Source organism: Nonomuraea basaltis (genome assembly GCF_005893125.1).
Classification (GTDB): Bacteria; Actinomycetota; Actinomycetes; order Streptosporangiales; family Streptosporangiaceae; genus Nonomuraea; species Nonomuraea basaltis.
On record NZ_VCJS01000051.1, the window covers coordinates 12,421 to 25,724 of the forward strand.

At 68.9% G+C, this 13,304-nt stretch carries 15 protein-coding genes and 1 pseudogene; 10 read left to right on the forward strand and 6 right to left on the reverse strand.

Going from position 1 to position 13,304, the window contains the following annotated elements:
• Positions 1-143 precede the first annotated feature (143 nt).
• From EJK15_RS24130 to ligM, 3 genes are read left to right on the forward strand one after another with little or no spacing between them, the layout of a single operon-like run.
• On the forward strand, positions 144-866 hold the full coding sequence (locus EJK15_RS24130; RefSeq protein WP_138712733.1) for a PIG-L deacetylase family protein: 723 nt from the start codon (positions 144-146) through the stop codon (positions 864-866).
• Positions 863-1,639: a 4-carboxy-4-hydroxy-2-oxoadipate aldolase/oxaloacetate decarboxylase gene (locus EJK15_RS24135; RefSeq protein WP_138712734.1), complete on the forward strand. Its 777-nt coding sequence runs from the start codon at positions 863-865 to the stop codon at positions 1,637-1,639. Before EJK15_RS24130 ends, EJK15_RS24135 begins: the two co-directional genes overlap by 4 nt.
• Positions 1,636-3,039 (forward strand): vanillate/3-O-methylgallate O-demethylase, encoded by a 1,404-nt coding sequence (gene ligM, locus EJK15_RS24140; RefSeq protein ID WP_138712735.1) that lies wholly within the window; start codon positions 1,636-1,638, stop codon positions 3,037-3,039. Before EJK15_RS24135 ends, ligM begins: the two co-directional genes overlap by 4 nt.
• A gap of 51 nt (positions 3,040-3,090) precedes the next feature.
• On the opposite strand, the gene EJK15_RS24145 is transcribed toward ligM, so the two are convergent.
• Both EJK15_RS24145 and EJK15_RS24150 read right to left on the reverse strand, forming a co-directional pair.
• Positions 3,091-3,753 (reverse strand): LuxR C-terminal-related transcriptional regulator, encoded by a 663-nt coding sequence (locus EJK15_RS24145; protein WP_206061076.1) that lies wholly within the window; start codon positions 3,751-3,753, stop codon positions 3,091-3,093.
• A gap of 44 nt (positions 3,754-3,797) precedes the next feature.
• On the reverse strand, positions 3,798-5,351 hold the full coding sequence (locus EJK15_RS24150) for a sensor histidine kinase (protein ID WP_206061077.1): 1,554 nt from the start codon (positions 5,349-5,351) through the stop codon (positions 3,798-3,800).
• A 597-nt stretch (positions 5,352-5,948) separates the two neighbouring features.
• Between EJK15_RS24150 and EJK15_RS24155 the strand changes: the two genes are divergently transcribed.
• Entirely contained in the window at positions 5,949-7,277 is a 1,329-nt protein-coding gene (locus EJK15_RS24155) for an MFS transporter (protein ID WP_138712737.1), read from the forward strand.
• Positions 7,278-7,453: 176 nt separating this feature from the next.
• On the opposite strand, the gene EJK15_RS24160 is transcribed toward EJK15_RS24155, so the two are convergent.
• Positions 7,454-8,026 carry a TetR/AcrR family transcriptional regulator gene (locus tag EJK15_RS24160; protein ID WP_138712738.1) on the reverse strand — a complete coding sequence of 191 codons (573 nt, stop codon included), beginning with the start codon at positions 8,024-8,026 and terminating at the stop codon, positions 7,454-7,456.
• Positions 8,027-8,098: 72 nt separating this feature from the next.
• Between EJK15_RS24160 and EJK15_RS24165 the strand changes: the two genes are divergently transcribed.
• The 6 genes and pseudogenes from EJK15_RS24165 (at position 8,099) to EJK15_RS76400 (ending at position 11,359) form a co-directional block, all read left to right on the forward strand.
• Positions 8,099-8,671 carry a dihydrofolate reductase family protein gene (locus EJK15_RS24165; RefSeq protein ID WP_138712739.1) on the forward strand — a complete coding sequence of 191 codons (573 nt, stop codon included), beginning with the start codon at positions 8,099-8,101 and terminating at the stop codon, positions 8,669-8,671.
• 17 nt (positions 8,672-8,688) lie between these two features.
• Positions 8,689-8,847 carry a hypothetical protein gene (locus EJK15_RS70820; RefSeq protein ID WP_171074503.1) on the forward strand — a complete coding sequence of 53 codons (159 nt, stop codon included), beginning with the start codon at positions 8,689-8,691 and terminating at the stop codon, positions 8,845-8,847.
• A gap of 383 nt (positions 8,848-9,230) precedes the next feature.
• The gene (locus EJK15_RS70825) at positions 9,231-9,377 is read left to right on the forward strand and encodes a hypothetical protein (RefSeq protein ID WP_171074504.1); all 147 of its coding nucleotides are present in this window, start codon (positions 9,231-9,233) and stop codon (positions 9,375-9,377) included.
• 150 nt (positions 9,378-9,527) lie between these two features.
• Positions 9,528-9,800 (forward strand): annotated as a pseudogene (locus EJK15_RS77675) (GNAT family N-acetyltransferase); the annotation flags it as partial.
• A gap of 19 nt (positions 9,801-9,819) precedes the next feature.
• Positions 9,820-10,710 carry a cytochrome P450 gene (locus EJK15_RS24175; protein WP_240777176.1) on the forward strand — a complete coding sequence of 297 codons (891 nt, stop codon included), beginning with the start codon at positions 9,820-9,822 and terminating at the stop codon, positions 10,708-10,710.
• Positions 10,711-11,095: 385 nt separating this feature from the next.
• On the forward strand, positions 11,096-11,359 hold the full coding sequence (locus EJK15_RS76400; RefSeq protein ID WP_206061084.1) for an NAD(P)-binding protein: 264 nt from the start codon (positions 11,096-11,098) through the stop codon (positions 11,357-11,359).
• On the opposite strand, the gene EJK15_RS24185 is transcribed toward EJK15_RS76400, so the two are convergent.
• The 3 genes from EJK15_RS24185 to EJK15_RS24195 form a co-directional block, all read right to left on the reverse strand.
• The gene (locus tag EJK15_RS24185; RefSeq protein WP_138712742.1) at positions 11,264-11,794 is read right to left on the reverse strand and encodes a hypothetical protein; all 531 of its coding nucleotides are present in this window, start codon (positions 11,792-11,794) and stop codon (positions 11,264-11,266) included. The two genes, EJK15_RS76400 and EJK15_RS24185, sit on opposite strands and share 96 nt — an antisense overlap.
• A 107-nt stretch (positions 11,795-11,901) precedes the next feature.
• Complete coding sequence (locus EJK15_RS24190; protein ID WP_138712743.1) at positions 11,902-12,291, reverse strand: RrF2 family transcriptional regulator; 390 nt, start codon at positions 12,289-12,291, stop codon at positions 11,902-11,904.
• Positions 12,292-12,352: 61 nt separating this feature from the next.
• Positions 12,353-13,291, reverse strand: coding sequence for a sulfite exporter TauE/SafE family protein (locus tag EJK15_RS24195; RefSeq protein WP_138712744.1), 939 nt, complete (start codon positions 13,289-13,291; stop codon positions 12,353-12,355).
• Between the last annotated feature and the right edge of the window lie 13 nt (positions 13,292-13,304).

Consider the following 13,304-nt stretch of genomic DNA (forward strand, 5'->3'; position numbering starts at 1 on the left):
GATGACGGCTCCCGACAGGTCAAACCTCTCAGGAGCTTTAGGTCGAATGACGTAGGCCGGACCGGTCTTCAGGACGTGACCACGGAGGTGCGATTGCTTCTACCGTCCTTGGTGACAGCCGATGACTTGAGGGAGAGACCGGGATGGGTTCGTTGCTGGTGATCAGTGCCCACGCGGGCGACTTCGTGTGGCGGGCCGCGGGAGCGATCGCCTTGGCGACCTCACGCGGCGCCCGGGCCAAGGTGCTGTGCCTGACGTACGGCGAACGGGGCGAGTCGGCGAAGGCGTGGCGCGAGGGCAGGACGCTGGAGGAGATCAAGGAGATCCGGCGCGCGGAGGCCGCCTCCGCGGCCGCCGTGCTCGGAGCGGAGATCGAGTTCCTCGACGCGGGAGACTACCCCCTGCTGGAGAGCCCGGAGCTGGTGGACCGGATCGTGCACGTCTACCGCGAGGTCAATCCCTCCGTGGTGCTGACGCACCCGCTGGAGGATCCATACAACCAGGACCACCCGGCGGCCGCGCGGATGGCCCTGCAGGCGCGGGTGCTGGCGCAGGCGATCGGGTACGACGCGCCAGGCGAGCCGCTGGGGGCACCGCCGGTGTTCTTCTTCGAACCGCACCAGCCCGAGCAGTGCGGCTTCAAGCCGGACGTGCTGCTGGACATCACCCCGGTGTTCGACACCAAGCGCAAGGCCATGGAGTGCCTGCCGGCACAGCAGCACATGTGGGACTACTACACCGACCTCGCCAAGAGGCGGGGCGTGCAGCTCAAGCGCAACGCCGGTCCCAACCTCGGCCTGCCGCACACCACCATGGGCGAGGCGTACATGCGGCTGTACCCACAGGTCACGGACACCCTGTCATGAGGACCGTCATCGTCACCGACCCGCCGCGCGCCGACCTGGAACAGGTCACCAAGCTGGCCGAATACGGGGTCGCGACCGTCCACGAAGCCGTGGGGCGCACCGGTTTCCTCGGTCCGCGGCTGCGCCCGGTCCACCTGGGATCGCGCACCGGCGGCACCGCCGTCACCGTGCTGTGCTGGCCAGGCGACAACCTGATGATCCACGCCGCGGTCGAGCAGTGCCTGCCCGGCGACGTCCTCGTCGTCACCACCACCTCCCCGTGCGGCGACGGGATGTTCGGCGAGCTGTTCGCCACGGCCCTGCAGGTGCGCGGGGTGCGCGGGCTGGTCACCTCGACCGGTGTACGCGACGTCGCCGACCTACACGCCATGGGCTTTCCGGTGTGGTCGGCCGCCGTCAGCGCACAAGGCACCGTCAAGGCGACACCGGGCTCGGTCAACGTGCCGATCGCCCTCGGCGGGCAGGTGATCCGGCCCGGTGACGCGATCCTCGCCGACGACGACGGCGTCATGGTCGTGCCCCGTCAGGACGTCGCCCACGCGCTCGAGGCCGCGCAGACCCGCGTCGACAAGGAATCGGCGTCGCGGGAGGCGTTCCGCGACGGCGAACTCGGGCTCGACCGCTATGGCCTGCGCACCAAACTCGCCGAACTCGGCGTGGAATACGTGACCGCCGACGAGTACTACGGCCAGCCGCTGATTCGCACACCGCAAAACGAGAGCAACGTGCGGCCGAACGTCCACGGCGTCGAGCAAAGAACGGATGACACATGAGCGCGAAAAATCTGCAGGAAGTCCTCGACCAGGCAGGCAACACGGTAGAACTGCTGCGAAACTCCCAGCTGGGGGCCTATATCTATCCGGTCGTCCCGTCGGAGTTCACCAACTTCCGCCGGGAGGTGACCGCCTGGCGGGAGACGGCGGTGCTGTTCGACCAGTCGCATCACATGGTCAACCTGTTCATCTCGGGTCCGGGCGCCCTGCGGCTGATCTCCGACACCGGCATCAACAGCGTCGCGAAGTTCCCGGTGGACTCGGCCAAGCAGTTCGTGCCGGTCTCGCCCGAGGGTGGCGTCATCGGCGACGGAATCATGTTCCGGGAAGCGGAGGAAAGATTCGTCTTCGTCGGCCGCGCCCCGGTCGCCAACTGGCTCACGTTCCAGGCAGGCAAGGGATACGACGTCGACCTCCGGCTGGACCCGCGTTCGCCCTCGCGGCCCTATGGCAAGCAGGTGACCCGCGACCTGTGGCGTTTCCAGATCCAGGGTCCCGCCGCGTGGCAGGTCATCGAGAAAGTCAACGGCGGCCGGGTGGAGCAGTTGCGCTTCTTCCGCATGGCCTACATGAACGTCGCCGGCGAGCGAGTCCGCACCCTGCGCCACGGCATGGCCGGCGCGCCGGGCCTGGAGCTGTGGGGGCCGTACGAGACCTACGACAAGGTGCGGGACACCATCTTGGACGCGGGCCGCGAGTTCGGGCTCGTGCCCGCCGGGGCGCGCGCCTACTCGTGCAACACCCTCGAATCCGGCTGGATCCCGTCGCCTCTCCCCGCGATCTACACCAGCGAGGAGCTCCGGCCATACCGCGAGTGGCTCGGGGCCGAAAGCTACGAGGCGACCAACGCCCTTGCCGGCAGCTTCGTCTCCGACAAGATCGAGGATTACTACCTCAATCCGTGGGAGCTGGGCTACGGGTCGTTCGTCAAGTTCGACCACGACTTCATCGGGCGCGAGGCGCTGGCGGCCATCACTCCGGAGACCCAGCGGCACAAGGTGACCCTGGCCTGGAACGCCGACGACGTCGCCAGACTCCTGGCCTCCCCCGTCGATCCAGACGGCCCCGGGTACCAGTTCTTCGACCTGCCGAACGCCAACTACGGATCGTCCAGCTTCGACTCCGTGATCGACGGCGACGGCAACGTGGTCGGGCTGTCGATGTTCACCGGCTACAGTGCCAACGAGCGCAAGGCCCTGTCCCTCGCCACGCTCAACCCGGACGTCCCGCTCGGCGCCGAAGTCCGCGTCATCTGGGGCGAGCCGGGCGGTGGCACTCGCAAGACGACCGTCCAGCCGCACGAGCAGTTCGCCGTGCGCGCCATCGTGAGCCCGGCACCCTATTCGGTGATGGCCCGTGAGAGCTACCAACCCGGCTGGCGGACCGCCGTCGCGGTCTGAGAGCACACCAGCCGGAATCCATCGCGGTCGCCTGGGAGCGTTGGGCACGGATCAACTCGGTGGAGTCACGAGCCCCTCCCTGATGGCCAGCAGTGCCGCCTGGGTGCGGGAGGACAACTGGAGCTTGGCGAGCACATTGCTGACATGCGTTCGGACTGTTCGTTCGCTGATGACCAGTTGGTTCGCGATGTCCTGGTTGGACTTGCCCTGCGCGAGCAGCGCGAGGATCTCCCGCTCCCGGTCCGTCAACGATGTCAGGCCGACGCGCGGGGCCGTCATTCGCCGGGTGAGCTGGCGGGCGATGGTCGGGTTCAGGTGCATCCCTCCGGTCACCGCCGCGCGGATGGCCATGGCAACCTCGTCGGGGTCGGCATCCTTGAGGAGATAGCCCGCCGCATCCGCTGCGAGCGCGGCCTGCACCCTCTCCACCTCTCCGAAACTGGTCAGCACCACGACCTTGACGTCCGGGAAGGTCCTGGTGATCACTCCGGTGGCCTCTATGCCTCCCATGCCCGGCATCTGCAGATCCATCAGCACCACATGGGGTAGCGGCTGCCCCAGGGCATGCCACTCCTTGAGCAGGGCGATGGCGTGCTCTCCGTCGGCGGCCTCCCCGATCATGTGGAAGAGGGGGACAGTGTTGACATAGGCCAGGAGACCGCGCCGTACGATCGCGTGGTCGTCGACCACCATGACCCGGATGACCTCTGACATGGTCGTGTCCTCGTTCATCGACATCCCTTCCCAGCAGTGGGGCGCTAAGTCGCCGACGGCAGCGTCGCCTTGACGGTCCAGCCCCCGGCCTGCCGAGGGCCGGCGATCAGCCGTCCGCCCCAGCGTTCAGCGCGTTCGCGCATCGACACAAGCCCGAGTCTGTCCTGACGAGTCGCTGCCGCCCCGCCTGGCGCCACGACCGGTCCGGACCCGTCGTCCGATATCTCGATGAGCAGGCCGTCCCCATCATCCGTTGTGAAGCGGATGTCCACCGAGGTCGCCCGGGCGTGCTTCACCACGTTGTGCAGCGCCTCCTGGACAATGCGATAGACGTCCTCCTGAAGGTCGATGCCGCCGTTCGGCTCGAGGTCGGATAGGGCCTGCACGCGTACCGCGATGCCGGTCCTGGTCTCCAGACTCGCCGCGTGCGCGCGGACAGCGTCGATCAGGGACTGCTCGCCGAGATCCAGCGGGCGCAGCTCGAACACCAGCCTGCGCAGATCGGCCAGCGCGCTCTCGGAGAGCTGGGCGATCTCTTCCGCGGCGCCGTAAACGGCGGCAGGGTCGGTGCCGGAGCGGTCGAGCTCGGCACGAAGTGCTCTGGCCTGCATGCGCATGGAGAACAGTTGCTGAACCGCCGAGTCGTGCAACTCACGGGCAAGCCGCCGACGCTCCTGCTCCTGTGCTTGGGACCGGGTCTGGGAGAGCAGGGAGGCGGTGTCGATGGCGACCGCTGCATGATCGGCCATCGCCTCGAGAAAGGCCAGCGAGTTCGAGCAGGGATCTTCGCCGGGAACGTAATAGGTGTTGATCACACCGACGGTGCGCTCTCGCACGATCATCGGCAGGGACACGAAGCCATCCCAGCCGGGGCGATCCATGATCTCATGAAGCGGAGCCCAGCGCGGGTCCGCCATGATGGCGGCCTTGCGGTGCCCGACCACGATCGGTCTCCCGGTCTTGATGGCCTCGAGGAACAGGACGAGAGCCCCTCTCCGGCGGCAGGCACTCAGTCGTTCGATGAAATCGGGGGCGTCTCCGAAGCCCGCCATCCCCAGCACCCGCAGGTCGTCCGCGGGGTCGTCCACGGCAAGGATCTGAACGGCCGCGATGTTGGCGGTCACCACGATCTCGTGTGCCACCGCATCGAGGGTCGCGCGCAGGGAGCCGGAGTCGGCGACGCTCGACGCCGCTCGGGTGATGGCGGCCAGCCGCTCCTGCTGACGTCGCACTTCGGTCACATCGCTGAACCACACCGCATATCCGGCGCCAGGCACCGGGGAAATACGGTACTCAAGGTCGCAACGGCGTCCATCAGGAGCCGGCCACGCGACGGTGCGGCGTGCGGGTGAGCGGTTTCGGTCCACAGCGGTGACGAACGGAGCGGTCCGTCCTATCAGGTCCACGGCGGGAAGGCCGAGCACCTGCGTGGCGGCCTCGTTGACCATGACGAAGCGGCCGTCCATGTCGAGCAGGGCCAAGCCGTCCGCGGACACTTCCACGAGTGTCTGCAGGGTCAGCTCGGCTGTCTGCAGGGTCAGCTCGGCGGTCGGGCCCTTCGGGTCGGTGAGGATTGGCGGGTCCACGGCTTGAGGCACGCTCCCCATCATCGGCCCGGGTCTTACTCCACGCCAACCCCTCCCAGCGGAAACGTGCTGCTCATGAGGGGTCTGCGCCGGCCGTCCCCCGAGAACGTCGGCGTCTCGGCCGGGGCGGGGCCCGGCCCCGGCACGACAGGTTCGCCGGGGAGCCCACCGCCACCCGGCCGCGATCATGGACTTCGGAGGCGGCCACGCAGAGCACGCCGGTAGCCGCCGAAGGATCGTTGCGCGGCTTCGTCTCCCAACTCGGGGTGGCCGGCGCCCCTGGCCTCGACCTGCCCGGCCCGGACGTCGCGCGGATCGCCGAGGGCTACGGCATACCTCGCGACGCCTGTCCGACGGGAAGGAATTGGCCGCAGAGCTGGCCAATGCCGCACCGGGGTGCGGGCCGCGACTGCTGGAGGTGCCGGAGACCCGCCCGCTGGGGTGATTTCTCACGCGAAGTGCGACAGATGACGTAGACGGACCGCCACAGAAGACCCACGACCATCCGTGGCGGCCGATCTACATTCTGTACAACGGTGAGACTTCCGTAACACAGGGAGATCTCAGAGACACACCCCCCGGCCCTCCGCCTGTCTTAGGAGCACCACCGTGGCTTCAACCACCGTCACCGGTCGACCGTCGACGAAGGGGCTCTTCGCGGCCAGCTTCGTCGGCACGTCCATCGAGTGGTACGACTACTACATCTTCGGCACCGCTGCGGCGCTGGTGTTCGGCAGCCTGTTCTTCCCGAACTCCTCCAGTACGGCCGGCACCCTCGCGGCCTTCGCCACCTTCGCGGTCGGATTCGTCGCCCGCCCGATCGGCGCCGCGATCATCGGTCACTTCGGCGACCGGATCGGCCGCAAGTCGATGCTGATCCTCACCCTGATGCTGACCGGCGGGGCGACCTTCCTGATCGGCCTTCTGCCCACCTACACCGCCATCGGCATCGGGGCACCACTACTGCTGGTCGTCCTGCGGCTCGTGCAGGGCTTCGGCCTGGGGGGCGAGTGGGGCGGCGCCATCCTGATCGCCACCGAACGCGCCTCGCCGCGCCGCCGCGCTGTCTATGGCAGCTTCGCCCAGTTCGGCGTGCCGATGGGGGTGCTCACCTCGAACCTGGCGTTCCTCGCCGTCTCCGGCCTGTCCGACGACGCCTTCCTGTCGTACGGCTGGCGCATCCCCTTCCTCCTCAGCCTGGTGCTGGTGATCCTCGGGCTCGTGGTCCGCGGCCGGCTGCAGGACGCGCCCGAGTTCGAGCGGGTCAAGCAGCAGAACGCCATCAGCAAGGTGCCCTTCGCCGAGCTGGTCCGGCGGCAGCCGCGCAACCTGGTGCTGGCCGGCCTGGCCGCGATCGCGCCGCCTGCGGTCGGCTACACCGTGATCGTCTACATGCTCACGTACGGCACGACCGTGGTGGGCTTCCAGCGCAGCACGCTGCTCACGCTGATCCTGGCCTCCACCGTGTTGTGGATCGGCACGATCTTCGCGTCGGCGGCCCTATCCGACCGGTTCGGCTCCAAGCGGCTGTACATCCTGGGCGCGCTGACCGCCGTACTCTGGCCGTTGCCGATGTTCGGCCTGGTCAACACGGGTGACGCGGGCATGGCGCTGCTGGCGTTCACCGTTGCCGCGATCGTGCAGGGCATCATGGCCGGCGCCCAGGGCGGTCTGTTCACCGAGATCTTCGACGTGCGCTTCCGGTACAGCGGGATCTCCATCGCCTACACGATCGGTGGCGTGATCGGCGGTGCACTCACACCCATCGTGGCGACCACCCTGTTCGCGGCGTACCGGTCCTCGACCGCGATCGCCCTGTATGTGGCCGCGTTGTCGCTGGTCAGCTTGGTGTCCGTGCTCGGTGTCCGGAAGATCGACATGCCGGAGGAGGAGGTCGCGGAGAACGCCGAGCGAAAGACACCGACATCTTCCAGCTAGCGATAGCGGCATGGGACCTCGATCGGCTCGTCACCAGCGGGCTGAGACCGAACGCCGGTAGCGGCCGGGCGCGATGCTGAAACGGGCAGCGCCCGGACACGTCACCCTCCTTGCCGTCGCGGTAGCGCTTGACGACGGTGTCGCCGGGGACCTCCATCGCGTGGGCGTTCTGGAAGTCAGGTATTCAGCGATCTTTGCACGGCGGCATCCACCAGCTCGTGGATCTCCTGCTCGGTGAAGATGTCGGGCAGCGTCAGCCGCTCCACGATGAGCCAGTTCAGCGTGAGGTAGAGGAGTACCACCGAGGTCGAGTCGCCGGGCAGGCCCGAGGCGGCGTGGTAGCCGATGTTGGCGTCGATGTCCTCCCGGATGCGCTTGGTCAGCACGGCGCGCAGCTCGGGGCGCCGGGCGGACTCCAGCCGGAGCTCGAGCAGAGCCAGGTAGCCGGAGTTGAAGGCGGAGACCCGATCCACCAGCTCGTGCATGAGCTCGGCATAGCGGGCTTCGTCCTGCACGCCCTCCCGGCTCCGGGTGATCGTGGCCTCGTCGGGCAGCAACCGCTCATAGATACGCCCGCCGACCTGGGTGAACAGGTCGTCGCGGTTGGCGAAGTAGTTGGAGGCCGTGCCCGTGGGCACGGTCGCCTCCGCATCGACGGCCCGGAAGGTCAGGCCCCGCGCTCCCTCCCTGGCCAGCACCTCGATGGCCGCATCGATCAGCGCCTGCCGCCGCTCGGGATTGCTTCGCACTTGACACCACTCCAGTTGTAGTACTACATTCAAACCACTCCAAACATAGTACTACATTGGGAGTTGATCGGTATGCGAAAGCTCGTGTACTACGTCGGCGTCTCGCTCGACGGCTACATCGCAGGCCCCAACGCCGAGTTCGACTTCTACCCGCTGTCGGACGAGATGGCCGCCTGGATCAACAGCCGCTACCCTGAGACGCTCCCCACCCACGTCCGCAAGCTCGTCGGCCTCGACGGCGTGCCCAACAAGGTCTTCGACACGCTGGTGATGGGCCGCGGCACCTACGAGCCGGCTCTGGACGTCCCCACCACCAGCCCCTACTCCCACCTGCGCCAGTACGTCGTCTCCAGCACGCTGAAGATCGACGATCCGACGGTGGAGGTGGAGACCGGCGACGCGATCGAGCTCGTCCAGCGGCTGAAGGCGGAGGACACCGGCATGGACATCTACCTCTGCGGCGGCGGCAAGCTCGCCGCCTCCCTGCTCCCGGAGATCGACGAGATCATCCTCAAGAGCTACCCCGTGGTGGCGGGCACGGGCATCCCGATGTTCTCCGGAGAGTTCCGCCCCACCCTGTTCACCCCCACCCGGCGCGAGTCCTTCGACAACGGCGCCCAGGTCACCTGGCTCACCAGAGCATAGAACCGCAAGGAGGAAGCATGCCTATCAAACTCCCCGCCTCGATCACCCAGGCCAAGGCCGACCACCAGGCCCGGTCGCCGCACCGGCACGAGCACCCGGCGCGCGACCTCAAGCCCACGGGCCGGACCGACCTCCCCCGCCGCCCGACCGCCGCACCCCGCCGCAGCGGGTACTGAGCGGGCCGGGACGGTGTCCTCGATGGGCGTCCCGGTGCCGGCTAGTACGGTCCCGCGAGTCGGCGCGTATTGTGCCGGGGAGCCGCGTTCAGGGGTGTGGCAGGGCTCCCCACATGCCTGCCGCACACCTCGCGGCGCCGCGACACTTGAGGGCATGACACGTGCGCAGCAGACCGCCGGCGGGGGCACCGACCCTCCCCTGAGGCGGGGCGGACGTCCATGTCCTGCAGCGGCGCGTTGAAGTCGTAACCGTCGTCATCGGAAGCGGCACACGTTGCGAAGAAGACGCGAAGAAGTATCCCGTCTGGGGAGATCTGACGGAGGTTCGCCGCTCTATCTGTGATCATCGGATCTCGGCTGCGGCGTGGCCCTACGCTCGGGGCGTGGACATCGTCATGAGGCTCGTCCGGCGGAGAATACCGCCCCTGGCCGCCCTCGTCGCCGTCCCCGGGGCGGACGGGTTCCTCGTCCGCCTGCCGCGCACCAAGATCCTGCCGTACGTGGACGGCCGGCTGGCGACGGTCTCCTGATCGGGCTGCCGGAAGGACTCGCGGCCCCTTGGCATGTGGAGGCCGTGGCCGAAGCTGATCCGGGGATGAATGATCACTGTTGAGATCACGCCACGGCATTCTCCAGGCACACTGACATTCATGAGCCGACTGGAGACCGAACGCCTCATCATGCGACCTCTCACGGGAGAAGACTTCCACGACTACGCCGCCATGCTGTCCGATCCAGAGGTAGCCGGAGGGCTGGCCGAGGCGGTGAGCACCTCGCCCGCGGACGCCTGGCGGAGCCTGGCCACCTTCATCGGCCACCGGGAGATCCGCGGCTACTCCCACTGGGCGCTGGTGGAGAAGGTCACCGGCGAGTTCGTGGGCCGGGCCGGACCTTGGCAGCCGTACGGATTCCCTGGGCTGGGCATCGGCTGGTGTCTGGCCCGCAAGCACTGGGGCAAGGGCTATCACCTCGGTGTTCACCCGGCGCAGGGTCGAGAAGCTCGCCCCCGGGATCCAGCAGATGACCGGCGACCTGCTCGACGTGCTCGACGGGCAGGACGTGGCGGACCTCGTCCCCGCCCTCGCGGTCCCGCTGCCGATCAACGTCATCTGCGAGCTGATCGGCATCCCCACGGAGGCCAGACCCGATTTCCGGAGCTGGACCCCGTTGATCGTGTCGCCGGACATCCACGGCTTCGAGGACTACCAGCGGGCCGCGCTGTCGATGCTCGCGTACACCCGCGGCCTGATCGAGGAGAAGCGACGTGAGCCGCGCGACGACCTCCTCTCGGACCTGATCGCCGCCCGCGACGGCGAGCACATGCTCTCCGAGGACGAGCTGACCTCGATGGTCTACCTCCTGGTCATCGCGGGGCACGAGACGACCGCCCACCTGATCGCCAACGGCGTGCGCGCGCTGCTCACGCATCCCGGCCGGCTCGCCCTGGTGCGCGAGCGGCCTGAGCTGCTCGAACCGGCGATCGAGGAGATGCTGCGCTACGACGGCCCGCTGCAGAACACGATGCCGTACTGGACCGCCGAGCCCGTCGAGGTCGGCGACGTCACGATCCCCGCCGGCGAGCTGGTGATCATGGCCCTGACCGCGGCCAATCGCGACCCCGCGCAGTTCCCGGCGGCGACGTGCTCGACATCACCCGCGAGGCGCCCGCGCACACCGCGTTCGGGCACGGCCTGCACTACTGCGTCGGCGCGCCACTTGCGCGTGCCGAAGCGCGCATCGCCCTCGGCATGCTCTTCAACCGCTACCCCGCCCTGCGCCTGGCCGTTCCCGCCGGCACCCTCACCAGGGGCCCCGTCGCTGCTGATCAACGGCCTGGACGCCCTCCCGGTGCACCTGCGCTAAGAACTCCCAGAAAGCCGAGCGGCGGCGCGCCTCCGGAGTCAGCCCGGGCCGGGTGAGCAATGACCGAGCAGAAAGTGGTCTTACCCCTGGACAGCCGGCCCGGCGATGGTATCCGTGGGCCTTACGCGGGTCTTGGCTCGGCCGGACCTGATCTCATATGGCACCCGGCAGGGCTCGAACGAATCGAGACGTGAGATGAAGGCTGCTCGGATGCTGCGTGCGCTGATCGACCTGGCGGGGACGGCCGTCATCGTCGCTCTGACCTGTACGTCTCCACACCGGCATGTGAATCGGCGTCGGCCGGACGCCGAACGTCACGCCAACGGTGGTCATTGACCTGTCCCGCACGCGCGGCAGTACAGACTGAAGTCACTTGGAGGGCAGATTGGACGGCTACGACTACATCGTCGTAGGCGGCGGAACCGCCGGGTGCGTGATGGCCGCGCGGCTTTCCGAGAACGCCGACGCCCGCGTGCTCCTGCTGGAGGCGGGAAGCGCCCGGCCGCTGGAGGCCATGCCTGTGCCCTCGGCATGGCTGAGCGTCTGCGATTCTCTATGTTTGCCTGAGGATTTCCGGCATTCCGGGCGGGCGTGGCGCGTGGCGGGCCGCCTCCGTACCCTCCCAGGGGGAGTACGGGGGTGGCCGTGACACGGCGGAAGCCGGTCCGGTGGTGAGGATCGCGTACAGGCCCTGTACGCCCCGCCGGTGGGCGGGGTGCCTGGGGTGCCTGGCCCGCCGGACGCTGTCCCGTCCCGGGCGTGCCGGGGGCGGGGCGGGCACCGTGCGCCGGTCGGGCACACGGCTGAACGTCTTGGTGCGGCTGGCCTGCCGCCGTTTGGGGGTCGGCCGGGCCTTGTTGCTGGCCCGGGCCGGCGGGCGCGGATGCACATCGGTGCCGGTGCGGCGGGCTCGCCGTGCCGCCCGGGTGGGCCTTGTCCTGCGGCGCGCCCGGGTCACGTTGCCCTCCGCCACCACCGTGATGCTGCGCACGCCGGTGGCCGCCTCGGTGCGGGTGTGCTGCTGGGCGAGCAGGCCGCGGACGGCGATCCGCTCGACCACCTCGCTGGCCCGCTCCGCCGTCATCGTCACTGGGCTGCTCGCGCTGGCCTGCCTGCTTTTCCAGGGGCACGACGCGACAAGGCTAGGGAGCGGCCGGGCGACGCGACGAAGGCCCTGCCGCCCTGGCTCCGTCAGAGCCTGGCCGACGGGACGTCAAGGATGTCGGCGAGGGTGATCGCACTCAGCAGGCGATCCTCGTGGGCCCGTAACTCGGCCCAGATCTGGGCCAGCGGCGCGGCAGCCTTCGGCAGGGGCCGGCCGATCGGTTCGATCCCTTCGGTGATGCGGATGACGTCGGCGAGGGCGATCTCCCCGGCGGGGCGGGCCAGCCAGTAGCCGCCCTCCGGGCCGCGCTGGCTGTGGATGAGGCCGGCCCGGCGGAGCTGGAGCAGGATGTTGTCGCAGAAGCGGCGGGGGATCTCCTGAGAGACGGCGACCGCTTCGGCGTGTACCGGGCCGTCGGCCTCGGCCAGGACGAGCATGGCGGTGAGCGCGTACTGGGTTCTGGCGGAGATTCTCATAGGTGTGAAAGCACCACAGGCCCGGCCCTGGTGCGCGGCCGGGCCTGGTGCGTGTGGCCCCTCATGCGGAGGCCTGCTCCTCCTCGGCGGTCCGGGCGCGCAGCTCGGGCTCGATCGCCTCGACGGACTCGCTTGCCTTGTCGCGGCGGTACTCGCGTACGGAGTAGGCGATGGCGGCGGCCCAGATCACGGCGATGGCGGTGTAGGCGACCGCCTGGACGCCGCTGGAGGCGTCGATCCAGTCGCTGCGCAGCAGGGTGCGGATGTTGGTCAGGATGATCATGCCGCCCACGGCGGAGCCGAGGATGCGCGGCGGGATGTGGCGCACCAGCCAGGCCGCGATCGGGGCGGCGATGACGCCGCCGAGCAGCAGGACGGCGACCCAGGCGAAGTCGATGTTCTCCGAGCCGATGCCGACGAGGAAGCCGATGCTGGCGGCGATCGCGACGAGGAACTCGCTGGCGTCGATGGAGCCGATCACCTTGCGCGGGGCCAGCCTGCCGCTGGCCAGGATGGCGGGGGTGCCGACCGGGCCCCAGCCGCCACCGCCGGTGGCGTCGACGAAGCCGGCCAGCACGCCGAGCGGACCGAGGAAGCGCCTGCGCAGCGGCTTGCCCAGGTTGCCGCGCGGCAGCCCGAAGGCGGTGAAGCGGACGAGGATGTACGCCCCGAGCGTCAGCAGGATGACCGACATGACCGGGGCGGCGACCTCGGTGGACAGGCCGGACAGGAACGTCGCACCTGCGAAGGCGCCGGCCGCGCCGGGGATGCCGATCCTGGCCACGACCTTCCAGTCCACGTTGCCGAAGCGCCAGTGGGAGATGCCCGAGGCGAGCGTGGTGCCGATCTCGGCCAGGTGCACGGTGGCCGAGGCCGCCGCCGCGTTGGTGCCGATGGCCAGCAGCAGCGTGCTGGAGGTGACGCCGTAGGCCATGCCCAGGCTGCCGTCGACGAGCTGGGCCGCGAAACCGACGAGCCCGAGCAGGATGAGCGCTCGCACGATCTCCCCTTTC

Excerpts from the sequence above, each read along its gene's own strand:
- EJK15_RS24130 (WP_138712733.1), top strand. The coding sequence starts at position 144 with ATGGGTTCGTTGCTGGTGATCAGTGCCCACGCGGGCGACTTCGTGTGG.
- EJK15_RS24135 (WP_138712734.1), top strand. The coding sequence starts at position 863 with ATGAGGACCGTCATCGTCACCGACCCGCCGCGCGCCGACCTGGAACAG.
- ligM (WP_138712735.1), top strand. The coding sequence starts at position 1,636 with ATGAGCGCGAAAAATCTGCAGGAAGTCCTCGACCAGGCAGGCAACACG.
- EJK15_RS24145 (WP_206061076.1), bottom strand. The coding sequence starts at position 3,753 with ATGTCAGAGGTCATCCGGGTCATGGTGGTCGACGACCACGCGATCGTA.
- EJK15_RS24165 (WP_138712739.1), top strand. The coding sequence starts at position 8,099 with ATGCGAAAGCTCGTGTACTACGTCGGCGTCTCGCTCGACGGCTACATC.
- EJK15_RS70820 (WP_171074503.1), top strand. The coding sequence starts at position 8,689 with ATGCCTATCAAACTCCCCGCCTCGATCACCCAGGCCAAGGCCGACCAC.
- EJK15_RS24185 (WP_138712742.1), bottom strand. The coding sequence starts at position 11,794 with ATGACGGCGGAGCGGGCCAGCGAGGTGGTCGAGCGGATCGCCGTCCGC.
- EJK15_RS24190 (WP_138712743.1), bottom strand. The coding sequence starts at position 12,291 with ATGAGAATCTCCGCCAGAACCCAGTACGCGCTCACCGCCATGCTCGTC.